Origin of the sequence: Paraburkholderia sp. JPY419, from assembly GCF_050435705.1 — a bacterium.
Taxonomy (GTDB): Bacteria; Pseudomonadota; Gammaproteobacteria; order Burkholderiales; family Burkholderiaceae; genus Paraburkholderia; species Paraburkholderia youngii.
In genome coordinates this window covers 1,171,894-1,198,267 of sequence record NZ_JBNDKV010000002.1, presented here as the reverse complement: position 1 = coordinate 1,198,267, position 26,374 = coordinate 1,171,894, and the positions used below count along the sequence as shown (strand labels likewise).

Genomic DNA, 26,374 nt, shown 5'->3' with positions numbered 1-26,374 from the left:
TCGGCGAAGCTGGAGCGTCAACCGCCCTTGCTTTTCTTGATCTGCGCTTCGAACGCGATATCGAGCTTGCTGGCCTTGCGCGGTTTCTGCGGGCCGTAGGCGTCGACGAACTTGACGAAGTCGTCGAGCGTCAGCGGGTCGGATACCTTCTGGTCGACTCCGGTCGATTTGTCCACGAGATAGAACAGGCCGCCGGACAGGCTGATCGCGGCGAAGCGCGGGTTGCCGGTGCGCGTTTTCAGGCGCTCGACGGCGTGGATGGCTCGGGTGGTGCGCATGATGGGGACTGCGGCTGCTGATTGACGAGAGCGTTACTTTAACAAGTTTGCTGACGGTGTGCGGATGGCGCCAACGGACGAAAACACGCGATGAACCTCGACCCGCTCAGCCCCGAGCTACCGCGTCTCACGCAGATGTCCGCAACGGAGGCATTGCATGCAAGCATTCGTCGATCATCCTGGCACGCTGTTCGTGGTACTGCTGGTCGCGTTCGTCGGCGCGATCACTTTTGGCGCATTGGCGCTGCGACGCGTTTTCGCATTGAAGAGCGAGGAGCGCGAAGATTTCACGATCGTGGAGACGTCGACGTTGACGTTGCTCGCGCTGCTGATCGGCTTCAATCTGTCGATGGCGGTCAATCGCTACGACCAGCGCAAGAACCTGGAGGAAAACGAAGCGAACGCGATCGGAACCGAGTACGCCCGGGCCGATGTGGTCGCGCCGCCCGTCAGCGCGCAGATCAAGGCTGAATTGACGCATTACGCGCAATTGAGACTCGCGCATTTTCAAACCCGGGACGCGCAGGAAATCGTTCGCATCGAGGCAGACACAGCGAAGTCTCAGGCCGCACTTTGGCGCCTCGCGGCACAGGTCGCGAGGGACCAGCCGACGCCTATCGGCGCCGTCGTGATGACCGGCATGAACGACGTCCTCAACTCGCAGGACTATTCCGAGGCGGCGCTGTTGAACCGGATTCCGCTGGGCGCGTGGACGCTGATGATCGTGATCGGACTATTTGCGTGCGTCGTGCAGGGTTATGGAGCGAGAGGCAGCGTGCGACGAGGCATCCTGATCATCGTGCTGCCGGTCACGGTTGCGCTCTCGCTGACGCTGATCGCGGACATCGACAGTCCGCGAGGCGGGATCATTCATATCGAGCCGCAAAACCTCGCGCGGCTGCTGAGATCGCTCGGGCAATGACGTCGCTCGGGCTTACTCGCTCAATTCGCGATGCAACGCCCGATACTCCTGCGCGAGCTTATGCCCCGGGTCGAGATGAATGACGGGCGTTGCCAACTGATGCGACTCACGGATCTTCACCGACGATGACAAGCGCGACCCCAGCACCGGCAAGCCTTCGCCGATCAGTTCGTCGACGAGCTTCTGCGGCAGGCTCGCGCGCGGCTGGAACTGGTTGATGACGATGCCTTCCACCTGCAGCGCGTCGTTGTGATCCTGCTGGATCTCCTTGACGTTTTCGAGCAGCGTGTAGAGCGCGCGACGCGAAAAGTCGTCGCAGTCGAACGGAATCAGACAACGCTCGACGGCGATCAGCGCCGAGCGCGTGTAGAAGTTCAGCGCGGGCGGCGTGTCGATGTAAATCGCGTCGTACATCGCGAGTTCGTTCAGCGCGTCGCGCAGCTTGTAGATCTTGTAGCGCGATTCGAGCTTGCCATGCAGCGTGTCGAGATCGGGATGGGCGGGCATCACGTCCAGATTCTCGAAGCGCGTCGGATGGATGTACGAGGTCGCTTCCACGGGCTTGAAGCTGAAGCCGAGCGCGGTTTCGAAGAAGCCTGCGACAGTGGGGTGGACTTCGCTCGCCTGCGGACCGAGCAGATACTGGGTCGAATTCGCCTGTGCATCGAGGTCGATCACCAGCGTGCGCAGCCCTTCGCTCGCGCTGATGGCGGCCAGGTTGCATACGATGGTCGATTTGCCCACGCCACCTTTCTGATTGAATACAACGCGCCGCATGATCTCCCCTTGAACGGAAGCGGTTACAAAGGGCCCAGCATACCTGAGTCGCGTGACGGCGAAGATTTCGATGGGTTGTTCGTGACCGTTCGACGCTTTACCGCGCGGCCGCATCCACGAGGGCGGCCACACCGCTCACCGGCTTCATCAAGTCGTCCGGCAGACCATGACGCTCGCGAAGATAGGCCGTCGAGTTGAACGACAGCCACGCACGGCCATCCGCGTCCTCCCACACGAGCACCTTCAGGGGAAGATCGAGCGCGGCGGTCGGCGCGAGTTGCATCAACGGTGTGCCGGCTTTGGGATTGCCGAAGATCAGGAGCCGGCTGAACCGCATCGTCAGTCCCGCGCGCTCAGCGTCGCCGCTGAAATCGATGCACGCGAAAACGGTCAGCCCGCGCTGCAGAATGATGGTTTGCAGACGCTCGGCCGTCGCGCTGCCCGCGTGGGCGCTTGGAACGGTGACGATGCCAGTGCTGGCGTTCTCTGCGATCGAAGCGGTGGCCATCTTGCCTCCCGTAGTTCTACCGAAAGGCGGAGCGTCATCGACGCCCCGCTGCCGGATTACTGACTCAGATAAACGAACTTGCCATTCTTGATGGTACCCATCACGCTGGCGCGCTGATCGAGACCGACGTGATCCTTCGGGCTCGTATTGACGACCCCGTTCGGCACCACCCGCTCATGCGCATGCTCGAGCTCATCGCGCAGCGCGACGCGAAACGCCGGCGTGCCCGGCTGCGCGGTCTTCAACGCGCGCGCGACGGCATCCTGCAGGCGCGGGTACACGCCGGCCGCGTCGCCCGCGAACTGCGTGACGCTGCCGGGGCCGTACTTCGCTTCGTACGCGTCGACGAACGCGAGCGCCGCCTTCTTCGACGGATGATCGGCCGGCAGCGTGCGCGCAACGACGACCGGCTGCGTCGGGAACAGCGTGCCTTCCACGTCTTTACCGCCGAGCTTGATGAACTCCGGCGTCGCGATGCCATGCGTCTGATAAATCGGCCCCTTGTAGCCGCGCTCGATCAGCGTGCGCTGCGGCAGCACCGTCGGCGTGCCCGCGCCGGCGATCAGGATCGCATCGGGCTTCGCGGCCATCAGCTTCAGGATCTGGCCGGTCACGCTCGCGTCGGTGCGGTTGTAGCGCTCGGTCGCGACCAACTGGATATGCCGCAGCGCCGCGAACTTGCTGAACTCGTTGAGCCAGCTTTCACCGTAGCCGTCCGCGAAACCGATGAAGCCGACCGTTTTCACGTTGTGATTCGACATGTAGCGCGTCATCACGTCGGCCATCGCGCTGTCGGTCTGCGCCATCTTATACGCCCAAACCTTCTTGCCTTCCTGCGGTTCGACGACGCTCGCCGAGCCGATCAGCGTGATCATCGGCGTCTGGCTGTCGGCGACCGGATCGAGCGCGGCCATCGCGGCCGGCGTGATGTTCGGGCCGACGACTACATCGACGTGGTCCTCGTTGATCAGCTTGCGAATGTTGCGCACCGCGTTGCCGGGGTCGGATGCGTCGTCGAGGAAGATGTAGTCGGCTTTCTGGCCAGCGATCGTCTGCGGCCACATCAGCATCGCGTTCTTGCTGGTGATGCCGATCACGGCGGCCGGCCCGGTGTTCGACAGATCGATGCCGACTTTCAGGTCGGCGTGCGCCGCGCCGGCGACGAGCAGCGCCGCGGCCGCGAGGCCGCGCAGGATGTTGCGTACTTTATTGTTGTGCAACTTCATCAGAAGTGTCTCCGTAGCGAGAGAGCGGTATGGAAGCGGTATGAAAGCGGTTCAAAGCTCATAGGTTTCGTGTTCGCCCTTCAGCGCCTGCTCGATCAGCTTGCGGTTCAGGCTCGGCGACAGCAGCTCGACGAGCGTGTACACGTAGCTGCGCAGATACGCGCCCTGTTTCAGCGCGACGCGCGTCACGTTGCTGCCGAACAGATGGCCGACCGGCATCGCGCGCAAATGGCGGTCGCGCTCGCCGTTGAACGCGATGTCGGCCATGATGCCGACGCCGAGGCCCAGCTCGACGTAGGTCTTGATCACGTCGGCGTCGATCGCCTCGAGCACGATGTCCGGATGCAGCCCGCGCAGGCGGAACGCCTCGTTGATCTTGGTGCGGCCGGCGAACGCGTTGTCGTACGTAATCAACGGGTACTGGGTCAGGTCGTCGAGCGACAGCAGCTTGCGCTCGAGCAGCGGATGGTCGGGCTGCACCACCGCGACGTGGTGCCACTGGAAGCAGGGCAGCGACACCAGATCCTTGTAGTTCGAGATTGCCTCGGTCGCGATCGCGAGGTCGGCCTGGTCGTGCAGCACCATTTCGGCGACCTGCGTCGGGCTGCCTTGCAGAATCGAAAGGTGGACCTTCGGGAAGCGCTTCTTGAACTCGGCGATCGCCGCCGGCAGCGAGTAGCGCGCCTGCGTGTGGGTCGCGGCGATCGTCAGGTTGCCCTGATCCTGCGCCGCGTAATCCTTGCCGACCCGCTTCAGGCTTTCCACTTCCTGCAGGATTTTTTCGATCGATTGCAATATGATGCGGCCCGGCTCGGTCAGCGAACGCACGCGCTTGCCGTGGCGGGTGAAGATTTCGACGCCGAGTTCGTCTTCCAGCTCGATGATCGCCTTCGAAACGCCTGGCTGGCTCGTAAACAGCGATTTGGCAGCTTCGGTGAGGTTGAAATTCTGGCGCACAGCCTCGCGGACGAAGCGGAATTGGTGCAGGTTCATATATAACCTCGCCGCATATAAAAAGAATTTTTTAGTCGTTTGAAATATAAGGCGAGTTTATTACGATCTGTCCATCTTTTTCAATATGGATATCTGTTTTTGTTATAAGCAAATGAGCGATGAGTCTAAACGCTTGCTTGCGACGGCTGACAAACACGGATATTCGAGCCGCGGCGGAAACCGGACCGCTGCGAGTCACGCGAAGTTTCGAATAATTGGGGCCCCCGAATGTACCAATACGATCAGTACGACCAGACCATCGTCGACGAACGGGTCGCGCAGTACGCCGATCAGGTTCGCCGCCGCTTGTCGGGCGAATTGAGCGAAGAGGAATTCCGTCCGCTGCGTCTGCAGAACGGCCTGTACTACCAGCGTCACGCGTACATGCACCGCATCGCGATCCCGTACGGCAATCTGCGCAGCGACCAGATGCGCGTGCTCGCGCAGATCGCGCGTGAACACGACCGCGGCTACGGCCATTTCTCCACGCGCTCGAACATCCAGTACAACTGGATCAAGCTCGAAGAAACGCCGGAAATCCTGCGCAAGCTCGCCGCCGTGCAGATGCACGGCATCCAGACCTCGGGCAACTGCATTCGTAACATCACCGCCGATCAATTCGCCGGCGTCGCACCCGACGAAGTCGTCGATCCGCGTCCGTGGGCCGAAATCCTGCGTCAATGGTCGACGTTCCACCCCGAATTCGCGTGGCTGCCGCGTAAGTTCAAGATTGCCGTGTCGGGTTCGAAGGAAGACCGCGCGGCTGTTCAGATCCACGACATGGGCGTGTATCTGAAGAAAAACGCGCAAGGCGAACTGGTGGTCGACATTCTGGCGGGCGGCGGCCTCGGCCGTACGCCGATTGTTGGCGCGATCATCCGCCGCGATCTGCCGTGGCAGCATCTGCTGACCTACAGCGAAGCCGTGCTGCGTGTGTACAACCGCTACGGCCGCCGCGACAACATGTACAAGGCGCGGATCAAGATCCTGGTGAAGGCGCTGTCGCCGGAGAAGTTCTCCGCGCAGGTCGAGGAAGAGTGGCAGCACCTGAAGGACGGTCCGTCGACGCTCACGCAGGCCGAAGTGGATCGCGTGTCGCAGTACTTCGCGCCGCCCGCTTACGACAAGCTGCCGGACACCGATACGTCGTTCGAAAAGCATCTGCTGGAAAACCGCGCGTTCGCGCGCTGGGTCGAGCGCAACGTGCGTCCGCACAAGGTCGCGGGCTATGCGTCGGTCACGCTGTCGCTGAAGCCGACCACGGTCGCGCCGGGCGACGCGACGGACGCGCAGATGGAAGCGGTCGCCGACTGGGCCGACGAGTACTCGTTCGGCCAGATCCGCGTGTCGCACGAGCAGAACCTGATCCTCGCCGACGTGAAGAAGCGCGACCTGTTCGCAGTGTGGGAAAAGGCCAAGGCGCAGGGTTTCGCGACGCCGAACATCGGCTTGTTGACCGACATCATCTCGTGCCCGGGCGGCGACTTCTGCTCGCTAGCGAATGCGAAGTCGATTCCGATCGCGCTCGCGATCCAGGAACGCTTCAACGATCTCGACTACGTGTACGACCTCGGCGACGTGTCGCTGAACATCTCGGGCTGCATCAACGCTTGCGGTCACCATCACGTCGGCAACATCGGCATTCTGGGCGTCGACAAGGACGGCTCCGAGTGGTACCAGGTGACGCTCGGCGGCGAGCAGGGCACGGGCGCGACCGGTGCTCACCTTGGCCGCGTGATCGGCCCGTCGTTCTCGGCCGAGGAAATGCCCGACGTGATCACGAAGGTGATCGATACGTTCGTGGACAACCGCCAGGAAGGCGAGCGTTTCATCGATACGTATACCCGCATCGGCATCACGCCGTTCAAGGAGCGCGTGTACGCCGCGCGTCAACCGGCTCACGCGTAACCGCGCAAAGGATACTGAACAGATGGCTTCTATCATCAAGAACCGCGACATCGTCAACGACGACTGGAGCGTCGTGCGTGCCGCGGAAGACGGCGCTTTGCCGGCGGTGAGCGAACTGCCGGCCGGCAAGGTCATCGTGCCGCTGGCGCTGTGGCAGGCCGAGCGTGAAGCGCTGCTCGCCGCGCGCGGCGCCGCCGAAATCGGCGTGTGGCTCGCGCCGGATAGCGAACCGGCGGACATCGCCGGCGACTTCGACAAACTCGCTGTGATCGCCGTGGACTTCCCGGTGTTCCGCGACGGCCGCGGCTACAGCATCGGCCGTCTGCTGCGCGAGCGCTACGGCTACAAGGGCGAACTGCGCGCGATTGGCGACGTGCTGCGCGACCAGGTCAGGCTGATGTTCCGCTGCGGCTTCGACGCGTTCGCGGTGCGCGCGGACAAGGACATCAACGACGCGCTGAAGGCGTTCGACGACTTCACCGTGCAGTACCAGGGCGCCGTCGATGACCCGTCGCCGCTGTTCCGCCGCCGTGCCGCACAGGCTGGCGTCGACAAGGTGCCGGCATGAACACCGCCCAATCGTTGAGCCCGGAGCTGGCAGCGAAGGTCGAGCGACTCGACGCGCTGCTCGACTCGATCGCCGCGCGTCACGCGAACGTGAAGCTCGCGAGCAGCCTCGCCGCCGAAGACATGCTGCTCACGCACGCAATCCTGTCGCGCGGCGTGAAGATCGGCATCTTCTCGCTGAACACGGGCCGTCTGCATGCGGAAACGCTCGGCATGCTGGACCGCGTGAAAGAGCGCTACGGTTACGACATCGAGCAGTTTCATCCGCAGGCGGCGGCGGTCGAGCAGTACGTGGGCGAACACGGCCTGAACGCGTTTTACGAAAGCGTCGAGCTGCGCAAGCGCTGCTGCGAGATCCGCAAGGTCGAGCCGCTCAATCGCGCGCTCGCCGACGTCAGCGCCTGGGTGACCGGGCAGCGTCGCGAGCAGTCGGTCACGCGTTCCGAGCTGCACGAGGAAGAGCACGACGGCGCGCGCAACATCGCCAAGTTCAACCCGCTCGCGGACTGGACCGAAGCCGAAGTCTGGGATTATCTAAAGGCGTTCGATGTGCCGGTCAATCCGCTGCATGCGCGCGGTTATCCGAGCATCGGCTGCGAGCCGTGTACGCGTGCGATCCGCCCCGGCGAAGACAGCCGGGCGGGGCGCTGGTGGTGGGAGTCGCGCGATACGAAGGAATGCGGCTTGCATATCACGGCGATTACCCCGATTGCGGTCGAGCGCAACGAAAGCGCGCCGGCTTGAATGCCGCGCACGAGCTTGCGGCCGACCGCCGCCGAAACCGATCTGAATACTTCCGCCCGCACGCATGCGCTTGCCGGGCGAATCAACGAAGGACCCGCTATGAGCACCACGCTCGATTCCACTGTCAACGCTCCGCTTGCCAACACGGTCAACCGGATGGATCACCTCGATTGGCTCGAAGCCGAGTCGATTCATATCCTGCGCGAACTGGTCGCCGAATGCAGCAAGCCGGCGCTGCTGTTTTCGGGCGGCAAGGATTCCGTCGTGGTGCTCGCGCTTGCACTGAAGGCGTTCGGCCTCGGCGCGAACCGCAAGACGCAGCTGCCGTTCCCGCTCGTGCATATCGACACCGGTCACAACTACGACGAAGTGATCGACTTCCGCGATCGTCGCGCGCAAGAAATCGGCGCGGAACTGGTGGTCGGTCATGTCGAAGATTCGATCAAGCGCGGCACCGTGCGTTTGCGTCGCGAAACGGATTCGCGCAATGCCGCGCAAGCGGTCACGCTGCTCGAAACGATCGAGCAATACGGCTATACCGCGATGATCGGCGGCGCGCGCCGCGACGAAGAAAAGGCCCGCGCGAAGGAGCGCATCTTCTCGTTCCGCGACGAATTCGGCCAGTGGGACCCGAAGGCGCAGCGCCCGGAACTGTGGAGCCTGTACAACGCGCGTCTGCACAACGGCGAACATATGCGCGTGTTCCCGATCTCGAACTGGACCGAGCTCGACGTGTGGCAGTACATCGCGCGTGAGCAGCTCGAACTGCCGTCGATCTACTACGCGCATCAGCGCGAAATCGTGCGCCGCAACGGCCTGCTGGTGCCGGTCACGCCGCTCACGCCGATGCGCGAAGGCGAGACGAGCGAACAGGCACTGGTGCGTTTCCGCACGGTGGGCGACATCAGCTGCACGTGCCCGGTCGAAAGCGACGCGGACGACATCGAGAAGATCATCGCCGAGACCGCCGTTACCGAGATCACGGAACGCGGGGCAACGCGGATGGACGATCAGGTCTCTGAAGCTGCGATGGAACAACGCAAGAAGCAAGGCTATTTCTAAGCACACGACGAGGGCAATGCAATCATGAGCAGTATTCATCAACCAGAAGACCTCGGCGTGCTGCGTTTCATCACCGCGGGCAGCGTCGACGATGGCAAGAGCACGCTGATCGGTCGTCTGCTGTACGACAGCAAGGCGGTATTGAGCGACCAATTGTCGGCACTGTCGCGCGCGAAGAACAAGCGCACCGTCGGCGACGAAATCGATCTGTCGCTGTTGACCGACGGCCTCGAAGCCGAGCGCGAGCAGGGCATCACGATCGACGTCGCGTATCGCTACTTCGCGACCGCCAAGCGCAAGTTCATCATCGCCGATACGCCGGGCCACGAGCAGTACACGCGCAACATGGTGACGGGCGCGTCGACCGCGCATGCGGCGATTGTCCTCGTCGACGCGACGCGCGTGACGTTCGAAAACGGCGTCGCGCAACTGCTGCCGCAAACCAAGCGTCATAGCGCGATCGTCAAGCTGCTCGGTTTGCAGCACGTGATCGTCGCGATCAACAAGATGGACCTCGTCGACTACAGCGAAGCGCGCTTCAACGAGATCCGCGACGCGTATGTCGAGCTCGCGCGCCACCTCGGTCTGCAGGACGTGCGCTTCGTGCCGGTGTCGGCGCTCAAGGGCGACAACATCGTCACCGCGAGCGAGCGCATGCCGTGGTATGCGGGCCAGCCGCTGCTCGACGTGCTCGAAGCGCTGCCGGTCGAAACCGCGAGCGGTGAGGCGCTGCGCTTCCCGGTGCAGTGGGTCGCGCGTCAGGACGGCAGCCAGGCCGACGATTTCCGTGGCTACATGGGCCGCGTCGAATCGGGCGAAGTGAAGCTCGGCGACCCGATCGTCGTGCTGCCGGCCAATCGCGAAGCGACGGTGGCCGAGATCATCGCGCCGGTGGTCGGCGGTACCGCGCAGGTGGACCGCGCGTTCGCCGGTCAGACGGTGACGATCCGTCTCGCCGAAGACGTCGACGTGTCGCGCGGCGACACCTTCGTGCTGCGCGCAGCGGCGCCGGAACCGGCGAAGAAGCTCGAAGCGGACCTGTGCTGGTTCGACGACACGCCGCTGTCGACGCAGCGCAAGTATCTGCTGAAGCAGACCACCAACACGGTATTCGCGAAGATCGGTGCGATCAAGGAAGTGCTCGACGTGCATACGCTGTCGCAGGCGACCGATCGCAAGGAACTGGCGATGAACGACATCGGTCGTGTCGCGCTGACCTTGCAGAAGCCGCTCGTATGCGATGCGTACGACGCGCATCAGGGCACGGGCGCGTTCGTGCTGATCGACGAGGCGACGAACCACACCGTCGCGGCCGGCATGATCCGGGCGTTTTCCGCCTGAGCTCAGCATAGGCCGGTAGGCGACGGAAGGGCGACGCAGGCGGCGCAACGCGCCGCCTGCGTGCGCTCCAACGAACAGGTTGAGGTCAATGGGTAAGGTTTATCTGATCGGTGCGGGACCCGGTGCCGCGGACCTGATTACGGTACGCGGCGCGCGGCTGCTCGGCGCCGCCGACGTGGTGCTGCACGACGCGCTGGTCGAGCCGGCGATGCTCGACTACGCGCCCGCGCGCGCGAAGCGCATTGCGGTCGGCAAGCGCTGCGGGCAGCTATCGACGGCCCAGCAGTTCATCAACAAGCAGATCGTCGATGCGGCTTTGGAGCACGACGTGGTCGTGCGTCTGAAGGGCGGCGATCCGATGCTGTTCGGCCGCGCCGACGAAGAGATGCGCGCGCTCGAAGCCGCGCGCATCGAGTATGAAGTGGTGCCGGGCATCACCGCCGCACTGGCGAGCGCGGCCACGCTGAAGCGTTCGCTGACGTTGCGCGGCGTGTCGCGCAGCGTCGCGCTCGCAACCTTCAGCCGCGCACCCGGTTCCGACGAGATCCGCGAGCAGGTCAACGCCGATTCGCTGGTGTTCTACATGGGCCGCGACAGCGGCGTCGAGATCGCACAGCAACTGATTGACGCCGGCAAGCCCGCGACGACGCCCGTGGCGATCGTCGAGGCGTGCAGCACGCCGCGCGAACGCATGCTGACGCTGACACTCGAAGATCTGGCGGCGGGCGAAGCGCAGCGCTGGGTCGATGCGTCGCAGCCGAGTCTGTTGATGATCGGCGAGGCGTTCGCGGCGCGGCAGACCGAGGCGAGGCGCTCGTCGAACGGGATGCTGGTCGCGGCCTGAATGTCCCCGGCAGGACCGGCCTGAAAGAGCGGCGAATCTGAACAACTAGAACGAAAAAATCAGAGCTGCCGCAAGCAATACTGCGCGAGCGCATCGAGCACCGAATCATCCTCACCGACCGCCACCGCGCAGCGAATCTCGACACCGGGATGCGCGGCGCGGCATTGCTCGACGAGCGCGGGCAAATCCGTGCGGACATGTCCGCCTTGGCCGAAGAACACCGGCACCACGGTGATCGCAGCGCAGCCTTGCGTGACGAGGTGCGCGACGGCCGCGGGCAGGTCGGGTTCCATCAGCTCCAGAAAGGCGAGCGTAACCGCCTGCGCTTCGCCCGTTGCCGCGCGCGCGGCGCGCAGCTTGTCGGCGAGTCGCTCGAACGGCTCGCGCCAGCGCGCATCGCGCGCGCCGTGGCCAAACAGAATCAGTCCGTGCATAGCCATCGCATCAGCTCCTGACGATGCCCGTCAACGCCCTCTGGCGTTGTGAGTTAGTGCCGGTCGACCCACTTCAATCCGACGAGCCCGAGCACCAGGTAGATGAGCCCCGGCGTCGCCGCAGTCAATGGCGCGGGCCACGTATTGAGCGTGCCGATGTGCGAGAACAGCGTGTTGAACAACTGGAAGCTCATGCCGAGCATGATGCCGCCGAACACCTTCATGCCGACCACGCCCGCGCGCGTATGCAGATACGCGAACGGCAGCGACAGCACCAGCATCACGAACACCGCGAACGGATACAGTACCTTTTTCCACAGCGCGATTTCATAGCGCTGCGTGTCCTGATGGTTTTCGGTCAGATGCTGGATATAGCGGAACAGATTGAACATCGACATCCGGTCCGGCGACACCAGCAGCACCGACAGAATCTGCGGGGTCAGCTCCGAGCGCAGCGAATACTCGGGCAGCGTGACCTGGTTCGCGCGATACACCGGATTGAGCGCATCGTCCGGCGTGCCGGGAACTCGGGCCACGTCGAGCAGTTGCGTGTCGGTCACGCCGGTCAGCAGCCAGTGGCCCGGCGGTTGATAACGGCCGCTCTGCGCGATGCGGATGTTCGACAGACGGAACTTCGAAATCGAACTCGTAGATGCGCACGTTGCTGATCGTCGCGTCGGGTCTCAGTTCGCCGACGTTGACGAAGCGCGTGACCTGCTCGCCGTCGGCGCGCTCGGTCAGCGTGTCCTTGACCCACACGCCCGACTGGAAGTTGCTCGACACCGACGAGCCGAGCGCCTCGAGCCGCACGCGCTCGGACAGCTGATCCGTGTAGGGGCCGACCACTTCGCCGATCAGATAGGTGACGATCACGAGCGGAATGCCGATTTTCAGCAGCGAGCGCAGCGCCCGGTTGGTGGCGAGACCGGACACGCGGAAGATCGTGTACTCGGAGTTGGCCGCCATCTGCGCGAATACGTAGATCGCGCTGATCAGCGCCGCGACCGGAATGATTTCGTAGAAGCGCGACGGCGTTTGCAGTGCGACGCGCAGCACCGCGTACTGAAACTTGTAGTTGCCGTGGCCGACCGAGTTCAGTTCGTTGATCAGGTCGAAGAAGAAGAACAGACCTGAAAATGCAAACAGGATGAAGACGAACGTGAGATAGATCTGACGCGCGAAATACCTTTCATAAATGCGCATCGGTCAGGCTCCCTGCGAACGGCTGAACATGGCGCGTGTGAACAGCGGCCGGTTGCGCACCCGCATCCAGAAGATGAACGCGACGATGCCGAGCACGATCACGTGCAGGATCACGAGCCCGATGCCGAACGACATCTTGCCCTGCTCGATCCACGCCTGCACGACGTTCAGCAGATTCGAATAGGTGAGGTAGATCAACACGGCCATCACGAGGTTGAGCGTGCGGCTGCGCCGCGGGTTCTGGTGCGCGAGCGGAATCGCGAGCAGCATCAGGTTGATCGCGATCAACGGCAGACCCGCGCGCCACGCGAATTCGGCGAGGTTCTCGTTGGTCGGATTGCGCAGCAGCGTCATTGTCGGCAAGCCGGTGGTGGTCGGTGTATTGACGACCGGCTGGCTCTGGATCTTCACGCCGTAGCGCTCGAACTCCATGATGCGGAAATCGGGGTGGCCCGGCTCGCCGTCGTAGCGGCGGCCGTTTTCCAGCACGACGAAGCGGTCGCCGTTCTTGTGCGTCTCGACGTGGCCGTTCTTCGACACCACGACGTTGACCTTGCCGCCCTCGGTGCTCGTCACGAACACGTTTTCCACGTGCCCCTGGTCGGGCGACATCTTCTCGATGAAGAACACGCGGTGCGTGGTCGGCGATTCGCGGAACTGCCCGGGAGCCAGCAGCGAGACTTCGTCGCGCTGCTGGAAGCGCGCGCGGATCAGCTTGCTCTGCTGGTTCGACCACGGCCAGCCGACGAACACGAAGAACATGATCAGGATGATGATCGGTGTGGCGAAGATACCGATCGGCTTGATGAATTGCGTGAGACTGACGCCCGAAGACAGCCACACGACCATCTCGGAGTCCTTGTACCAGCGCGTGAGCACGAACAGGATCGACACGAACAGCGTCGCGACGAGCATGATGGCCAGATAGCCGATCACGGTGAGGCCGATCAGGACCAGCACGTCGCGCGGATCGATCTCACCCGAGGCCGCGAAACCGACGATGCGGATCATCATCGTCGTCAGCACGAGCGTGAGGAGAACCATGAACACGGCGCCAGCCGTGTACGCGAGCTCGCGCTGGAGGGAGCGTTCAAAGATCATTATTGATGACGAGAGGGGGCGCTCACGGCGACGCGGGGGTTCGTTCCCGTCACGCCTCCGGTGCAGCCGCCGCGGGAAAAATAGCGGATAATTGCGGCTTTCATCCTAAGCCCAGATTTTATCCGAGGACAAGCGCGATGGACTTTAGCATAAAAGCCTGTGATTGGACCAAAGGCTCGACGAACGGTTTCCTGACCGGGAAATCCGATTGCATCGTGATCGGCGTGTTCGAGTCGCAAACGCTGTCGGGCGCCGCGCTGGAGATCGACGCGGCCACCAAGGGCCTGCTCACGCGCATCATCAAGGCGGGCGACATGGACGGCAAGGCGGGTACCACGCTGTTCCTGCACGAAGTGTCGGGCATCGGCGCGTCGCGCGTGCTGCTCGTCGGCCTCGGCAAACAGGATGCTTTCAGTCAGAAAGCCTACGGCGAGGCGGTCCGCGCTGCCTGGCGCGCGCTGCTCGGCACGAAGATCGTGCAGGTCACGTTCACGCTCGCACAACTGCCGGTGCTCGAGCGCACGGCCGACTGGTGCGTGCGCGCCGCGATCCTTGCGCTGCGCGAGCTGACCTACCGCTTCACGGAGATGAAGAGCAAGCCGGACAACACGCCGCGCGCGTTGAAGCGCGTCGTGTTCAGCGTCAACACGGGCGACGACAAGGCCGCCAAGCTCGCCGCCAAGCAGGCCGCCGCGCTTGCGAACGGCATGGACCTGACGCGCGACCTCGGCAATCTGCCGAGCAACGTCTGCACGCCGACCTACATTGCGAACACCGCGAAGAAGCTCGCGAAAGACTGGAAGCTGAAGGTCGAGGTGCTCGGCGAGAAGCAGTGTGAAGCGCTGAAGATGGGTTCGTTCCTGTCGGTCACCGCGGGCGCGGTCGAGCCGGCGCAGTTCATCGTGCTGCAGTACCAGGGCGGCGCCGCGAAGGCCGCGCCGGTCGTGCTGGTCGGCAAGGGCGTCACGTTCGACACGGGCGGCATCTCGCTGAAGCCGGGCGAGGGCATGGACGAGATGAAGTACGACATGTGCGGCGCGGGCTCGGTGCTCGGCACGCTGCGCGCGGTCGCCGAAATGGGTCTGAAGATCAACGTGGTCGGCATCATTCCGGCCGTCGAGAACATGCCGTCGGGCACGGCGACCAAGCCGGGCGACATCGTTACCAGCATGAAGGGCATCACGATCGAGGTGCTGAACACCGACGCCGAGGGCCGCCTGATTCTGTGCGACGCGCTCACCTACGCGGAGCGCTTCAAGCCGGCCGCGGTGATCGACATCGCGACGCTGACGGGCGCCTGCATCATCGCGCTCGGCCATCACAACAGCGGCCTGTTCTCGAAGGACGATGCGCTCGCGGGCGAACTGCTCGACGCGTCGCGCGAAGCGGCCGACCCGGCCTGGCGCCTGCCGCTCGACGACGAGTACCAGGATCAGCTGAAGTCGAATTTCGCCGACGTCGCGAACATCGGCGGGCGTCCGGCCGGCAGCGTGACGGCCGCTTGCTTCCTGTCGCGCTTTACGGATTCGTACCCGTGGGCGCATCTCGACATCGCCGGCACCGCGTGGAAGAGCGGCGCGGCGAAGGGTGCGACGGGTCGTCCGGTGCCGCTGCTCGCGCAGTTCCTGATCGACCGCGCCGGCCAATGACGCAGTGCGGTAAGCACGCGTACGGCGCACGGCAAGCGGGGCGGAGCGGCCGATGACGAGAATCGACTTTCACTCGAACGTCGGCGATTCGCTGCTGTACGCGTGCCGCCTCGTGCGCAAGGCGTATCAGGCGGGCCAGCCGCTCGTCGTGCTGGCCGAGCCCGTGCGCCTGCGCGCGTTCGACGAAATGCTGTGGACCTTCTCACCGCTCGACTTCGTGCCGCACTGCATGGCGGGCACGCCGCTTGCCGCCGATACGCCCGTCGTGCTGGCCACGAATCTCGACGACGTGCCGCATCATCAGGTGCTGCTGAATCTGGGCGCAACGGTGCCGGCGCAGTTCGCGCGCTTCGAAAGATTGCTCGAAGTGGTCGGTAACGCACACGAGGAACTCGCTGCAGGCCGCGAGCGCTATCGCTTCTATCGCGATCGCGGCTATGCTTTGAACAACTACAAGCAGGGCGGCTAGTTCGTTCCGCTCTCGCGTCATGGCCGCGAGGAGCGCGGCATGCGGACCGCCTGCCCTGGCTTCGACTCAAACACGGAGAGCGCACGTGTCCGATCCCAACGACAATTCGATTCCGATCCTGAACGAGGTCATCGTGCCGGGCCGCGCGCGTGAGACGCGCGAGGCGTCGGCCGATGCCGCCGCACCCGCGCCCCAGGGCGCCAAGCCCGCAGCCCCAGCCGCCGCGCAACCGGCGGCGCGCGAGCCGGGATTGCGAACCGAGCCCGCGTTCGCGCCGCCGGCCGCGAGTCCGGCCGCGAGTCCGGCCGCGCATCCGGCCGCGCATCCTGCCGCGCATCCGGCCGAACCGACGCTGGCGCCCGAGCCCGTGCTCGCGCCGCAGCCCGTGCCCACACCCGAGCAACTGAGTTCGCCCGAGCTGGTTCTCGCGCCGCAGCCGGCGCAGACCGAACTTCATCAGCCGCACGTGGCCGATCACACGCACGCGAGAAAGCAGGTCCGGCCGCATCACGGCATTCATGCGCGACATGGGCATGAGGAGCTGCATGAAGGCCTGCATGAGGACGTGGCCGAGGTGTCGCCCGGTGTGTTCGATCGTACCGAGCCCTTCATACCGCTCGAAGCCGGCGCGACCGTGCCGCCGGATCTCGACCATGAAGGCGCGCACGAAGCCGCTCCCGCTCAGCTCCCACTCGACGCCGACGCGCTCGCCGAACGTTTGCACGGACGCTTCCAGCGTTTTCTGACGGGCGACGGGCGCGGCATCATCGAGGCGCGCTGCCGCGATGCAGTGCAGCAGCACACGAGTCTGCTCGTCAGTCAGATCACGCGCGAAGTCGCGCAGACGCTCGAAGCCGAGATGACCGATTGGGTACGTGAAGCGGTGGAAGAAGAAATCGCGCGGGGCTCGCGTTGACGCCGCGGCGACGCGAGAGGTCCGTTATTTGAGTGTCAGCACCCAGGCCGCCAGCGTGGCCGCCTGATCGGGCGTCAGTTGCGTGTTCGCGGGCATCGGCATGGTTCCCCATGCGCCGGTGCTGCCATCGAGGATCTTGTGCTTCAGATAGGTCGCGGCGTCGTCGCGACCCGCATACCGGATAGCGACGTCGTGCAGCGCCGGCCCCATGAACGGGCGGTTGACCGAATGGCAACTCATGCAGTTCTTCTGCTGGGCGAGCGCGAGGCCGGCTGCTTCGCCACGGGCTGCGGGACTGGTGGGCGCTCAATGCGGCGGCGAGCGCAACAGAAGCTGCTACGGCTGCGTACGACATCGATTTCATTATGGTCTCCGCCAGTGCAGATGCCCGGCTCGTGGTGCACGCATTATAAGAGCAAAGGGGCGCACGGATTTTCGTGCGCCCCTGGCGTTTTTGCGTAGCGTGGCGGCGGGTTCGTCCAGCGGAGCGGGGCGCGCCGACCCGTAGAAATTAACCCGTCACCGCCCCCCGATTCGCCGGCAGTGCCAGCGCGAAATACTTCGCCAACACGCCGCGTGTATAACGCGGCTTCGGCGCCTGCCATGCGGCGCGGCGGCGCTGCAGTTCGGCGTCGTCGATGTTCAGTTGCAGCAGCAGCCGGTGCGCGTCGATCGTGATCGAATCGCCTTCCTGCACGAGCGCGATCGTGCCGCCGACGAACGCCTCCGGCGCGACGTGCCCGACCACCATGCCCCACGTGCCGCCCGAGAAGCGGCCGTCGGTGATGAGCCCAACCGATTCGCCGAGCCCCTTGCCGATGATCGCCGAGGTCGGCGCAAGCATTTCCGGCATGCCGGGGCCGCCCTTCGGGCCCAGATAGCGCAGCACGACGACATCGCCTGCAACTATCTTGTCGGCGAGGATCGCTTCGAGCGCGCTCTGCTCGTCGTCGAATACGCGCGCCGGACCCGTGATGACCGGGTTCTTCAGCCCGGTGATCTTGGCGACCGCGCCGTCTTCGGCGAGATTGCCCTTCAGGATCGCGAGATGGCCTTCGGCGTACAGCGCGTGGTCGATGGGGAAGATCACCTGCTGATCGCTGCGCGGTTTGCTGGGTACGTCCTTCAGCTCCTCGGCGAGCGTTCTGCCGGTGATCGTCATGCAATCGCCGTGCAGAAGCCCGGCGTCGAGCAGGATCTTCAGCACCTGCGGTATGCCGCCCGCCTTGTGCAGATCGGTGGCGACATACTGGCCCGACGGTTTCAGGTTGCAGATCACCGGCACTTTCTTGCGCATGCGCTCGAAGTCCTCGATCGTCCATTCGACCTCGGCCGCGTGCGCGATCGCCAGATAGTGCAGCACCGCGTTGGTCGAGCCGCCGGTCGCCATGATCAGGGCAACCGCGTTTTCGATCGACTGCTTCGTGATGATGTCGCGCGGCTTCAGATCCTTTTTCACCGCTTCGACGAGCACGCGCGCCGATTCGGCGGCCGAGTCGACCTTCTCCTGGTCGGGATTCGCCATCGTCGACGAATACAGCAGCGACATGCCGAGCGCCTCGAACGACGAGCTCATCGTATTGGCCGTGTACATGCCGCCGCACGAACCGGTCGACGGACACGCGTTCTTCTCGATGCCCTCGAAATCCTCCTGCGACATGCGGCCCGCCGTGAATTCGCCGACCGCCTCGAACGACGACACGATCGTCAGATCGGTGCCTTTCCAGTTGCCCGGCCGGATCGTGCCGCCATACACGTAGATGCCCGGCACGTTCATGCGCGCGAGGCCGATCATGCCGCCAGGCATGTTCTTGTCGCAGCCGCCGATCACGACGACGCCGTCCATCCATTGGCCCTGCACGCAGGTCTCGATGCAGTCGGCGATCACCTCGCGTGACACCAGCGAGTACTTCATGCCTTCGGTGCCCATCGACATGCCGTCCGAGATCGTCGGCGTGCCGAAGGTCTGCGGATTCGCGTCGGCGCGCTTGATCGCGGTGACGGCCGCGTCGGCGAGACGCTGCAGGCCGGCGTTGCACGGCGTGATCGTCGAGTGGCCGTTGGCGACGCCGATCATCGGTTTGTCGAAATCCTCCTTCTGGTACCCGAGCGCGTAGTACATCGAGCGATTCGGGGAACGCGCGATGCCTTGCGTGATGTTCTTCGAACGACGGTTGTAGGCCATGGGGAGCTCCAAGTCTGGCTGTTCTGATGGATGCGCGGCCGCGTCTGCGCACGCATCCGTTCAGTGTAGTTCCGCCAGACCGCGCAAACAGGCGGTTTTGCGTGGCCGGCGTCGCATGTATTATTCGCGGCTGTTCAGGTCGTAAAATATATTAATCATGCTGCCGACGATTCCTGATCTGCGCCAGTTGCGCTATTTCGTCACCGTCGCCGAGGAAAAGCACTTCGGGCGCGCAGCCGCGCGTTTGTCGATGACGCAGCCGCCGCTGTCGCAGGCGATCCGCGCGCTCGAAGAGACGCTCGGCGTCGAGCTGTTCGCGCGCACCAAGCGCTCGGTGGAGCTGACCGCGGTCGGCGCCGATCTGCTGCCGGAGGTGCAGCGGCTGCTCGCGGCGGCGGAAGGTTTGAAGCCGCTCGCGCAGAGCCTCGCGCGCGGCGAAGCGGGCGTGCTGTCGCTCGCGTTCGTGTCGACCGCAGATTACGGCCTGCTGCCGCTGCTGCTGCGCGATTTCGGCGCGCGGCATCCGCGCGTGCGGCTCGAGCTGACCGAAGCGACCAGCGACGTGCAGGTCGAGGAACTGGTGGCCGGGCGTATCGACGCGGGTCTGGTGATCGCGCCCGCTGCCGTCGCGGCATGCATCGCAGCTGTCGTGGCTGCCGATCGCGCGCGAGCCGCTCGTGATCGCGATGTCGACGGAGATGGCGCGAGGCTTGCAAGGCAGCGTGAACAAAACCGGCAAGGGCAAGCCAAATGAAGACCCCGCCGCCGAATGGCTCGACACGCCCGTCAGCCTGCGCGATCTCGGCGACGCGCCGCTCGTGATCTTCCCGAGACGTCTCGCGCCAGGCTTTTATGACATCATTATGGATTGCTACGGCGTCGCGGGCCTCGCGCCGCGAATCGGCCAGGAGGCGATCCAGATGCAGACCATCGTGAGTCTCGTGTCGGCCGGCATGGGCGTCGCACTGGTGCCGCAATCGTTGCATAACCTGCGGCGCACGGGCGTCGTGTACCGGCCGTTGTCCGAGTCGGTGCCCGCTATCGAAACGGGGCTCGTCTGGCGTACCGACGAGGTCAGCCCGGTGCTGGCGGGCTTCATCGACATCGTGCGCGCGCATGCGGCGAGCGTGGCCTCGCGCGTCTAGATCCCGCTTCTGATCCCTGTAAAACTGCTTTCGAACCTGAACTGCCCATAACTACACGATGCTCATTCACCCGAATTTCGACCCTGTCGCCATCCATCTGGGGCCGCTCGCCGTGCGCTGGTATGGCTTGATGTACCTCGTCGCGTTCGTCGCGGCGATCGTGGTCGCCCGGCTGCGGCTGCGGCTGCCGTACGTCGCCGCGCAAGGCTGGACCGCGAAGGACATCGACGACATGCTGTTCTTCGGCGTGCTTGGCACGATCCTCGGCGGCCGGCTCGGCTATGTGCTGTTCTACAAGGCCAGCTTCTACTTCGCGCATCCGCTCGACATCTTCAAGGTGTGGGAAGGCGGTATGTCGTTTCACGGCGGCTTTCTCGGCGTCACCATTGCGATGATGCTGTTCGCGTATCAGCGCAAGCGCTCGTGGCTGCAGGTCACCGACTTCGTCGCGCCGATGGTGCCCACGGGCCTCGCGGCGGGGCGGCTCGGCAACTTCATCAACGGCGAGCTGTGGGGGCGCGTGACCGATCCGGCCGCGCCGTGGGCGATGCTGTTCCCCGGCGCCGCGCCCGACGACGCGAGCTGGCTCGCCGCGCATCCGCAATTGGCCGCGCAATGGCATCTGAACGAAGTGTTTGCGCAATATCACATGCTGCCGCGGCATCCGTCGGAGCTGTACGAGATTGCGCTCGAAGGCGTGGCGCTGTTTTTCGTGCTGATCTTCTTCTCGCGCAAGCCGAAGCCGCTCGGCGCGATTTCCGCGATGTTCCTGATCGGCTACGGCCTCGCGCGCTTCACGGTCGAATTCGCGCGCGAGCCGGACGATTTCCTCGGCCTGCTCGCGATGGGGCTGTCAATGGGTCAATGGCTGTCGCTGCCGATGATCCTCGCGGGCATCGGCCTGATGGTGTGGGCGTATCGCCGGGGGCGGCGCGAGCCGGCGCAGGCGGTTGGCGCGAACTGAGCTGCGCCCGGCCGGCGTAGCGAACGCTGCATGAAAAAACGCCACGGCTTCGATGGATGCCGTGGCGTTTCTCTTCGATGCGCCGGCGTTCGCGCTTGTGCGTCACTTCATCTGCACCGACCCCGACACGTTGACCGTCACCGTCGAGGTGCCACCTTCGAGCGGCATCGGCGCGCTCTTCGCGTCGGCGCCCATCGCGCGTGCGCTCATCATCATCATCGGACGCGGCATCACGCCGCTGTGATTCACGTTGACCTCGCGGATCGAATAGCCGCTAAAGCCGAACGCCTGCGACGATGCCGCGGCCTGCTCGCGAAACGATTTGATCGCCTCGCCGCTGAGCCGCTGTTCGGCGGCGCGCTGCGCTTCCGGCGACAGCGAGAAACGCACGTTGCCCACCTGCATGATCGATGCCATCTGTCCGGCGAGCTTCGAAGCCGCGGCGAAGTCGCGCGATTCGAGCACGACTTCCGTGCGGCCGCGCCACGCCGAGATGCGTCCGTCACGGTCCGTCGACGGGAAGATCGAGAACGCACCCGAGCGCGCGGTTACGCCGGCGACGCCGCGCGCCTTCTGCAATGCCGCGTCGGCACGTTGGTTCAGCGTCGCCGTCAACGCCGACGGCTCGCTCGCTTCCTGCTCGTAAAACAGCGTGATTTCGACTTCGTCCTGCGGGACTTCCGCGCTCGCCTGCGCGTTCAGCGACAGCACGCCCGAGGGCTGCGGCATCATGGTTTGTGCGCGAGCGGGCGCTGGGTTCAGCGCGAGCGCCACAGGCGCGCCAAAGGCGAGCGCGAGTGCGAGAGCCCGTGCGGTTTTTGTCGTCATGGCTGGAATCCTTGTTTGACTAGGTTGTGCACGTTCGACGCGTGCGCCGCGTGATGACGCGATGGTGGCGCGCGGTTTGACGGATGCGCTGGCGAATGGATCGGGATGCCGTCGAACGGTTGGTTCGAACTCGCGCTTTCGTCGAGCGATTAGGCGCGTCTTACTGGCGCTTGGTTCCCCAATTAGTACTTCGCCGCCGCATCGGAAATGATGGCCCGGACGCGATCACGACACGCGCCGCGTCGCGCATTTGCCCTTAAACCAGCTGTTTAGTGATGAAGCGCCATTCGGCGTCGGTCACCGGTGTGATCGACAGACGGTTGCCTTTGGCGAGCACGCGCATGTCCTGCAATTCGGCATGCTCGCGCAGCGAGGCCAGCGGAATCAGCGGGATTTTCTTCTTGAACACGACGTCGACGAGCATCCAGCGCGGCGTTTCCGGCGACGATTTCGCGTCGTAGTACGGACTCTTTTTATCGAACTGCGTCGGGTCCGGATACGCGGTCGACGAGACTTCCGCGATGCCCGCGATGCCGGGCTCCGGACAGCTCGAATGATAGAAGAGCACGCCGTCGCCGACCTGCATCACGTCGCGCATGAAGTTGCGCGCCTGATAGTTGCGCACGCCGGTCCATGGCAAGGTGCGATGCGGTGCGTTGGCGAGGTCGTCGATGCTTGCTTCGTCCGGTTCGGACTTCATCAGCCAGTAGCGCATGAATCGGAGTAAGCGTGTGAGATTGAACGAGGCGCCAACAACAGGCGCGTGCGGAAAGCCCCTGAAACAGGCACTCAAACGAAAGAACGACGACCAAAGAAAAACGGCATCGAACCGAAGTCCGATGCCGTTCCAGATAAGGTCCCCGCCTTAGCCGCTAGGCCGGCATCCTGAACCGAGGGTTCAGAATTGGTCGCAGTTAGCAACACTTCGGGTACATCAGACAGAGTGACGCGCACACCCGTGCTACAAATTTCCGCAACCGTGCACATGGCATTGGTTCAAGGAATATATGACCTTGGCGAACCAGGCAGGGAAGCTAAACGATGAAGCTACAACACAAACTGTTGAACAAGTGACCGGTTCGAAACCGGCCCGCTATTGAGTCAACTACTGCTTACTGCATGCTGTACTGCTCAATCACAGTACCTAGCTGTTCGTTCATTTGCTGCATTGTACGCCGGATTTCTTCAGCAGGAAATGCTTCTCCGTGTCGCACACTGCTTTGCAGCTTAAGCAGTTCCGATGCCAGCGACAGCGCCGCCATCACCGCGATGCGATCGGTGCCGCGCACATTGCTGCCGCTGCGGATTTTCTTCATCTCGGCGTCGACGCGCGCGACCGCCTCGAGCAGCGCGCCTTCCGTTTCAGGCGAACAGGCGAGACGGTAGGGTACTTCGAGAATCGATACTTCGATCTGCTTGGTGGTCATGCGCTTTCTCCGTGTCGGCTCACGTCGCCTTCCGCTTCCTCGTGTTCGGGCTGGGCGGTCTCGAGCAGATCGAGCTGGTTATCCGGTTCGCTGCTTGCGCGTGCGCGCGGCAATTTTTCGAGAATCGCATTCAGGCGCACCTGAGCGTCGTCGATCTTGGCGGACAGCGCGTCGCGTTCCGCTTGCAGTGCATCTCGCTCGGCACGCAATTGCGCGAGTTCGGTGTGCGTGGCTTGTACTTCGGCACGCGTTTGCGCGAGCTGCTCTTCGAGCGCGATCCGCGCTTCGTTGTGGCGCTTGCTGATCGCAATCAGCTTGCCGATGTTCTGGGAGAGTGATTCGAGTTCGGTGAGCATGTGCTGCGTCCTCTAAAGACATCGCATTTTAGCGCGGAATATTACAGGTTCCGACAATTGTCTCGTTTCGAGACGTAACAGCATCGCTTCATGCAGGTTCGTTGCGAGTCGTGTCGTCGACCATAAGATCAAAGACCGGCAATCCATCGGACAATAACCTGCATTCGACAGAACGGATCGCGCTCCGGTCGGCCTTTCTTGACGCCCCGCGAAGCCGCTCCTACACTTCCCGCACTCTGGTGCCCGCGCGCGCTTTTCGGCGCGCGCAGTTAAACGGGAAGCAGGGCGCGCGCGGTGCCAAACCGGATGCGCGAACCTGCGCTGCCCCCGCAACGGTAAACGACCGCATGTGATGCGCTCATGCAGGTCGGTCCTTGTCGCACGGTTGGAAGTTCAATCTGCGAGTGTGCCACTGCGCGTCACGCGTGGGAAGGCGGGATCGATGTGTCGTAGCCCGGATACCGGCCAGAAAAGAGGGACGTCCCCCCCGAAAACGTTAAACATGGGGGGACGCCTCGTGACGCGTCGGCCTGCGGGGAAGCAGGCCGCGCATGCCATCCACAGGAATGTCATCCCATGTTGTCCCCCATCGCCCGCGCGACGCTGCTCGCGTTCGCGAGCCTGCCGCTCGTCGCGCATGCGCAAAGCGCCGAGCCTGTGCCTTCATCGTCCGCTGCGGATGCAAGCACCGCGAACGCCCCAAACCTTGCCGATGCGGCCAATCCCGCTTCCGCCGATGCATCGGGCAACGTGCTGTCGCCGATCGTCGTGACCGCACAACGCGGAGCGCAAGCGTTGCGCGACGCGATCCCGCAGACCACGCAGTTCGATCAGCAGGACATCGCCGACACGACCGCGACCGATCTGCCCGGCCTGCTGCGACTCGCGCCCGGCGCGCAAATCTCGCGCACGGGTGGCCCCGGTTCGACCACGAGCCTCTTTCTGCGCGGCGCGTCGTCGACGCAATCGCTGCTGCTGATCGACGGCGTGCGCGTCGATTCGGTGAGTCTCGGCTCCGCTCAGCTCGCACAGATTCCGCTCGACCAGGTCGATCACGTCGAAGTCGTGAACGGCAACGTGTCGGCGTTGTACGGCTCGGGCGCGATCGGCGGTGTCGTGCAGGTGTTCACGAAAGACGGCGGCGATCATCCACCGCGCTTCAATTTTTCGGTCGGCTACGGCAGCTATCACACGCAGACGCAAACGGCCGGAGTGAACGGCGCGCTCGATCAGGACGGCCGCACGACCTTCAACATCTCGCTCGCGCGCACGAAGAGCGACGGCTTTTCGTCGCTCGATCCGCTCGAGGCGCCGGGCGCGAATCCGAACGCGAACGGCAATCTGAACGAGAGCATCAGCGCGTCGCTGCGCCACAAGTTCACCGACAAGTGGGATGCGGGCATCAGCTACTTCCAGTCGAACAACAACAACAGCTACGACAATGCGTACGGCGTGCCAACCGATCTGAACAACCTCTATAGCAAGGTGCGTCAGGTATCGGTGTTTGCGAACGGCAAGCTGACCGACTGGTGGACCACCCACTTCACGCTCGCCGAGGGCGACGACCGCAGCGTATCCAACACCAATGGCATCTACAACGGCCGCTTCGATACCGACAATCGCCAGTACACGTGGCAGAACGATTTCGCGCTCGCCGCGAACCAGAAGCTGCAATTCGGCTACGAGCATCTCGACCAGACTCTCGACTCCGACACGTTCGCCGCGCCCGACCGTCACGTCGATTCGGTCTTCGCCGGCTACAGCGCACGCTTTGGCCGCAACCAGATTCAGGCCAACGTACGCCGCGACCAGTACTCCGATTTCGGCGGAGCGAACAGTTACTATCTCGGCTACGGTTTCGACATCACGTCGCTCTGGAAGGTAACCGCAAGCTATTCCGATGCATTCCGCGCGCCGAGCTTCGACGATCTGTACTATCCGATCAGCGGCAACCCGTCGATCCAACCCGAGCGCAGTCACTCGATCGAAGCCGGTTTGCAGTACGCGACCGACGCGCTCGGCGTGATGCGTCTGAACGCATTCCAGACGCGCTATACGAATCTGATCGACTATGTGCAGACGATCCCCGGCATCTATCTCGCGGAGAACGTCGGCCATGCGAAGGTGCAGGGACTCGAAGGATCGTGGAGCGGTCATGTCGGCAAGACCGACGTACGCGCGACATTGACGCTGCAAAACCCGGTCGATCTCGACAGCGGTACCGACCTCGTGCGACGCGCGCGACGCTTCGGGTCGTTCGCGGCGAATCGCAGCATCGGTGGATGGCGGGTCGGGGGCGAGTGGATCGTCAGCGGTCCGCGTCCAGACAGCACCGGCAAGCTCGGCGGTTATGGCATCGTGAATCTATCGGCGCGCTACAACATCACGAAGGCGTGGTACGTCAGCGCGCAAATCGACAATCTGTTCAACAAGGACTATGAGACGGCCTACTCGTATAACTCTCCGCGACGCGGTGCGTATGTCACGCTCGGCTGGCAGCAGCAGTGACGCGCGCGCCGGGTTGGCC

At 63.9% G+C, this 26,374-nt stretch carries 24 protein-coding genes, 1 other RNA gene, 3 pseudogenes and 1 riboswitch; of the genes and pseudogenes, 13 read left to right on the top strand and 15 right to left on the bottom strand.

Annotation, left to right across the window (positions count from 1 at the left end; all coding sequences use genetic code 11):
* Window positions 1–17 precede the first annotated feature (17 nt).
* A complete protein-coding gene (locus tag QFZ91_RS11650; RefSeq protein WP_176109336.1) occupies window positions 18–278 on the bottom strand; it encodes a hypothetical protein in 261 nt (86 codons plus the stop codon).
* A 157-nt stretch (window positions 279–435) separates the two neighbouring features.
* Here QFZ91_RS11650 and QFZ91_RS11645 point away from each other — a divergent pair, with 157 nt between their 5' ends.
* The gene (locus QFZ91_RS11645) at window positions 436–1,200 is read left to right on the top strand and encodes a hypothetical protein (RefSeq protein ID WP_429567316.1); all 765 of its coding nucleotides are present in this window, start codon (window positions 436–438) and stop codon (window positions 1,198–1,200) included.
* Window positions 1,201–1,212: 12 nt separating this feature from the next.
* Here QFZ91_RS11645 and QFZ91_RS11640 read toward each other — a convergent pair whose 3' ends face one another.
* From QFZ91_RS11640 to QFZ91_RS11625, 4 genes are all read right to left on the bottom strand, one after another.
* The gene (locus QFZ91_RS11640) at window positions 1,213–1,977 is read right to left on the bottom strand and encodes a ParA family protein (protein ID WP_176109334.1); all 765 of its coding nucleotides are present in this window, start codon (window positions 1,975–1,977) and stop codon (window positions 1,213–1,215) included.
* Between the two features lie 97 nt (window positions 1,978–2,074).
* Window positions 2,075–2,485, bottom strand: coding sequence for a DUF302 domain-containing protein (locus QFZ91_RS11635; protein ID WP_429567315.1), 411 nt, complete (start codon window positions 2,483–2,485; stop codon window positions 2,075–2,077).
* A 56-nt stretch (window positions 2,486–2,541) separates the two neighbouring features.
* Window positions 2,542–3,711 carry an ABC transporter substrate-binding protein gene (locus QFZ91_RS11630; RefSeq protein WP_429567314.1) on the bottom strand — a complete coding sequence of 390 codons (1,170 nt, stop codon included), beginning with the start codon at window positions 3,709–3,711 and terminating at the stop codon, window positions 2,542–2,544.
* 51 nt (window positions 3,712–3,762) lie between these two features.
* Window positions 3,763–4,704 carry a CysB family HTH-type transcriptional regulator gene (locus tag QFZ91_RS11625; protein WP_368594545.1) on the bottom strand — a complete coding sequence of 314 codons (942 nt, stop codon included), beginning with the start codon at window positions 4,702–4,704 and terminating at the stop codon, window positions 3,763–3,765.
* Window positions 4,705–4,932: 228 nt separating this feature from the next.
* Here QFZ91_RS11625 and QFZ91_RS11620 point away from each other — a divergent pair, with 228 nt between their 5' ends.
* The 6 genes from QFZ91_RS11620 to cobA all read left to right on the top strand — a co-directional run bounded on the left by QFZ91_RS11620 (window position 4,933) and on the right by cobA (window position 11,170).
* Entirely contained in the window at window positions 4,933–6,612 is a 1,680-nt protein-coding gene (locus QFZ91_RS11620) for a nitrite/sulfite reductase (RefSeq protein WP_429567313.1), read from the top strand.
* Between the two features lie 22 nt (window positions 6,613–6,634).
* A complete protein-coding gene (locus QFZ91_RS11615) occupies window positions 6,635–7,180 on the top strand; it encodes a DUF934 domain-containing protein (protein WP_429567312.1) in 546 nt (181 codons plus the stop codon).
* Window positions 7,177–7,923: a phosphoadenylyl-sulfate reductase gene (locus QFZ91_RS11610; protein WP_429567311.1), complete on the top strand. Its 747-nt coding sequence runs from the start codon at window positions 7,177–7,179 to the stop codon at window positions 7,921–7,923. Before QFZ91_RS11615 ends, QFZ91_RS11610 begins: the two co-directional genes overlap by 4 nt.
* Before the next feature lie 99 nt (window positions 7,924–8,022).
* Window positions 8,023–8,985, top strand: a complete 963-nt coding sequence (gene cysD / locus QFZ91_RS11605) for a sulfate adenylyltransferase subunit CysD (RefSeq protein WP_176366993.1) — start codon at window positions 8,023–8,025, stop codon at window positions 8,983–8,985.
* Between the two features lie 24 nt (window positions 8,986–9,009).
* Entirely contained in the window at window positions 9,010–10,326 is a 1,317-nt protein-coding gene (locus QFZ91_RS11600; RefSeq protein WP_429567310.1) for a sulfate adenylyltransferase subunit 1, read from the top strand.
* A gap of 88 nt (window positions 10,327–10,414) precedes the next feature.
* A complete protein-coding gene (gene cobA / locus QFZ91_RS11595) occupies window positions 10,415–11,170 on the top strand; it encodes a uroporphyrinogen-III C-methyltransferase (RefSeq protein WP_429567309.1) in 756 nt (251 codons plus the stop codon).
* A 59-nt stretch (window positions 11,171–11,229) separates the two neighbouring features.
* On the opposite strand, the gene QFZ91_RS11590 is transcribed toward cobA, so the two are convergent.
* The 3 genes and pseudogenes from QFZ91_RS11590 to lptF all read right to left on the bottom strand — a co-directional run bounded on the left by QFZ91_RS11590 (window position 11,230) and on the right by lptF (window position 13,908).
* On the bottom strand, window positions 11,230–11,610 hold the full coding sequence (locus QFZ91_RS11590) for a sirohydrochlorin chelatase (protein ID WP_429567308.1): 381 nt from the start codon (window positions 11,608–11,610) through the stop codon (window positions 11,230–11,232).
* Window positions 11,611–11,657: 47 nt separating this feature from the next.
* Window positions 11,658–12,807: pseudogene (gene lptG / locus QFZ91_RS11585) on the bottom strand (LPS export ABC transporter permease LptG).
* A gap of 3 nt (window positions 12,808–12,810) precedes the next feature.
* Complete coding sequence (gene lptF / locus QFZ91_RS11580) at window positions 12,811–13,908, bottom strand: LPS export ABC transporter permease LptF (protein WP_429567307.1); 1,098 nt, start codon at window positions 13,906–13,908, stop codon at window positions 12,811–12,813.
* 137 nt (window positions 13,909–14,045) lie between these two features.
* On the opposite strand from lptF, the gene QFZ91_RS11575 reads away from it, so the two are divergent.
* The 3 genes from QFZ91_RS11575 (at window position 14,046) to QFZ91_RS11565 (ending at window position 16,942) form a co-directional block, all read left to right on the top strand.
* A complete protein-coding gene (locus QFZ91_RS11575) occupies window positions 14,046–15,557 on the top strand; it encodes a leucyl aminopeptidase (RefSeq protein WP_429567306.1) in 1,512 nt (503 codons plus the stop codon).
* 52 nt (window positions 15,558–15,609) lie between these two features.
* Complete coding sequence (locus QFZ91_RS11570; RefSeq protein WP_429567305.1) at window positions 15,610–16,026, top strand: DNA polymerase III subunit chi; 417 nt, start codon at window positions 15,610–15,612, stop codon at window positions 16,024–16,026.
* Window positions 16,027–16,111: 85 nt separating this feature from the next.
* A complete protein-coding gene (locus QFZ91_RS11565; RefSeq protein ID WP_429567304.1) occupies window positions 16,112–16,942 on the top strand; it encodes a DUF2486 family protein in 831 nt (276 codons plus the stop codon).
* 24 nt (window positions 16,943–16,966) lie between these two features.
* Here QFZ91_RS11565 and QFZ91_RS11560 read toward each other — a convergent pair.
* Both QFZ91_RS11560 and ilvD read right to left on the bottom strand, forming a co-directional pair.
* Window positions 16,967–17,306 (bottom strand): annotated as a pseudogene (locus QFZ91_RS11560) (c-type cytochrome).
* Window positions 17,307–17,453: 147 nt separating this feature from the next.
* Window positions 17,454–19,127: a dihydroxy-acid dehydratase gene (gene ilvD, locus QFZ91_RS11555; RefSeq protein WP_429567303.1), complete on the bottom strand. Its 1,674-nt coding sequence runs from the start codon at window positions 19,125–19,127 to the stop codon at window positions 17,454–17,456.
* Window positions 19,128–19,284: 157 nt separating this feature from the next.
* Here ilvD and QFZ91_RS11550 point away from each other — a divergent pair.
* A pseudogene (locus tag QFZ91_RS11550) lies at window positions 19,285–20,272 on the top strand (LysR family transcriptional regulator).
* 58 nt (window positions 20,273–20,330) lie between these two features.
* The gene (gene lgt, locus QFZ91_RS11545) at window positions 20,331–21,236 is read left to right on the top strand and encodes a prolipoprotein diacylglyceryl transferase (protein WP_176109317.1); all 906 of its coding nucleotides are present in this window, start codon (window positions 20,331–20,333) and stop codon (window positions 21,234–21,236) included.
* Between the two features lie 102 nt (window positions 21,237–21,338).
* Here lgt and QFZ91_RS11540 read toward each other — a convergent pair whose 3' ends face one another.
* From QFZ91_RS11540 to QFZ91_RS11520, 5 genes are all read right to left on the bottom strand, one after another.
* Complete coding sequence (locus QFZ91_RS11540; protein ID WP_429567302.1) at window positions 21,339–22,064, bottom strand: SIMPL domain-containing protein; 726 nt, start codon at window positions 22,062–22,064, stop codon at window positions 21,339–21,341.
* Window positions 22,065–22,320: 256 nt separating this feature from the next.
* The gene (locus QFZ91_RS11535; protein WP_429567301.1) at window positions 22,321–22,779 is read right to left on the bottom strand and encodes an EVE domain-containing protein; all 459 of its coding nucleotides are present in this window, start codon (window positions 22,777–22,779) and stop codon (window positions 22,321–22,323) included.
* Between the two features lie 138 nt (window positions 22,780–22,917).
* Window positions 22,918–23,099: non-coding RNA, 6S RNA (gene ssrS, locus QFZ91_RS11530), on the bottom strand.
* 77 nt (window positions 23,100–23,176) lie between these two features.
* Entirely contained in the window at window positions 23,177–23,491 is a 315-nt protein-coding gene (locus QFZ91_RS11525) for a cell division protein ZapA (RefSeq protein ID WP_013088698.1), read from the bottom strand.
* A complete protein-coding gene (locus QFZ91_RS11520) occupies window positions 23,488–23,847 on the bottom strand; it encodes an ATPase (RefSeq protein ID WP_429567300.1) in 360 nt (119 codons plus the stop codon). Before QFZ91_RS11520 ends, QFZ91_RS11525 begins: the two co-directional genes overlap by 4 nt.
* Before the next feature lie 220 nt (window positions 23,848–24,067).
* A riboswitch (cobalamin riboswitch) is annotated at window positions 24,068–24,331 on the top strand.
* A 92-nt stretch (window positions 24,332–24,423) separates the two neighbouring features.
* Between QFZ91_RS11520 and QFZ91_RS11515 the strand changes: the two genes are divergently transcribed.
* On the top strand, window positions 24,424–26,355 hold the full coding sequence (locus QFZ91_RS11515) for a TonB-dependent receptor domain-containing protein (protein ID WP_429567299.1): 1,932 nt from the start codon (window positions 24,424–24,426) through the stop codon (window positions 26,353–26,355).
* Window positions 26,356–26,374: the final 19 nt, after the last annotated feature.

Coding starts and splice junctions, on each gene's coding strand:
- QFZ91_RS11570 (WP_429567305.1), top strand. CDS start 15,610: ATGACGAGAATCGACTTTCACTCGAACGTCGGCGATTCGCTGCTGTAC.
- QFZ91_RS11540 (WP_429567302.1), bottom strand. CDS start 22,064: ATGACGACAAAAACCGCACGGGCTCTCGCACTCGCGCTCGCCTTTGGC.
- QFZ91_RS11640 (WP_176109334.1), bottom strand. CDS start 1,977: ATGCGGCGCGTTGTATTCAATCAGAAAGGTGGCGTGGGCAAATCGACC.
- lptF (WP_429567307.1), bottom strand. CDS start 13,908: ATGATCTTTGAACGCTCCCTCCAGCGCGAGCTCGCGTACACGGCTGGC.
- lgt (WP_176109317.1), top strand. CDS start 20,331: ATGCTCATTCACCCGAATTTCGACCCTGTCGCCATCCATCTGGGGCCG.
- cysD (WP_176366993.1), top strand. CDS start 8,023: ATGAGCACCACGCTCGATTCCACTGTCAACGCTCCGCTTGCCAACACG.
- QFZ91_RS11515 (WP_429567299.1), top strand. CDS start 24,424: ATGTTGTCCCCCATCGCCCGCGCGACGCTGCTCGCGTTCGCGAGCCTG.
- cobA (WP_429567309.1), top strand. CDS start 10,415: ATGGGTAAGGTTTATCTGATCGGTGCGGGACCCGGTGCCGCGGACCTG.
- QFZ91_RS11635 (WP_429567315.1), bottom strand. CDS start 2,485: ATGGCCACCGCTTCGATCGCAGAGAACGCCAGCACTGGCATCGTCACC.
- QFZ91_RS11600 (WP_429567310.1), top strand. CDS start 9,010: ATGAGCAGTATTCATCAACCAGAAGACCTCGGCGTGCTGCGTTTCATC.
- QFZ91_RS11525 (WP_013088698.1), bottom strand. CDS start 23,491: ATGACCACCAAGCAGATCGAAGTATCGATTCTCGAAGTACCCTACCGT.
- QFZ91_RS11575 (WP_429567306.1), top strand. CDS start 14,046: ATGGACTTTAGCATAAAAGCCTGTGATTGGACCAAAGGCTCGACGAAC.
- QFZ91_RS11520 (WP_429567300.1), bottom strand. CDS start 23,847: ATGCTCACCGAACTCGAATCACTCTCCCAGAACATCGGCAAGCTGATT.
- QFZ91_RS11590 (WP_429567308.1), bottom strand. CDS start 11,610: ATGGCTATGCACGGACTGATTCTGTTTGGCCACGGCGCGCGCGATGCG.
- QFZ91_RS11615 (WP_429567312.1), top strand. CDS start 6,635: ATGGCTTCTATCATCAAGAACCGCGACATCGTCAACGACGACTGGAGC.
- ilvD (WP_429567303.1), bottom strand. CDS start 19,127: ATGGCCTACAACCGTCGTTCGAAGAACATCACGCAAGGCATCGCGCGT.
- QFZ91_RS11625 (WP_368594545.1), bottom strand. CDS start 4,704: ATGAACCTGCACCAATTCCGCTTCGTCCGCGAGGCTGTGCGCCAGAAT.
- QFZ91_RS11645 (WP_429567316.1), top strand. CDS start 436: ATGCAAGCATTCGTCGATCATCCTGGCACGCTGTTCGTGGTACTGCTG.
- QFZ91_RS11610 (WP_429567311.1), top strand. CDS start 7,177: ATGAACACCGCCCAATCGTTGAGCCCGGAGCTGGCAGCGAAGGTCGAG.
- QFZ91_RS11535 (WP_429567301.1), bottom strand. CDS start 22,779: ATGCGCTACTGGCTGATGAAGTCCGAACCGGACGAAGCAAGCATCGAC.
- QFZ91_RS11650 (WP_176109336.1), bottom strand. CDS start 278: ATGCGCACCACCCGAGCCATCCACGCCGTCGAGCGCCTGAAAACGCGC.
- QFZ91_RS11620 (WP_429567313.1), top strand. CDS start 4,933: ATGTACCAATACGATCAGTACGACCAGACCATCGTCGACGAACGGGTC.
- QFZ91_RS11630 (WP_429567314.1), bottom strand. CDS start 3,711: ATGAAGTTGCACAACAATAAAGTACGCAACATCCTGCGCGGCCTCGCG.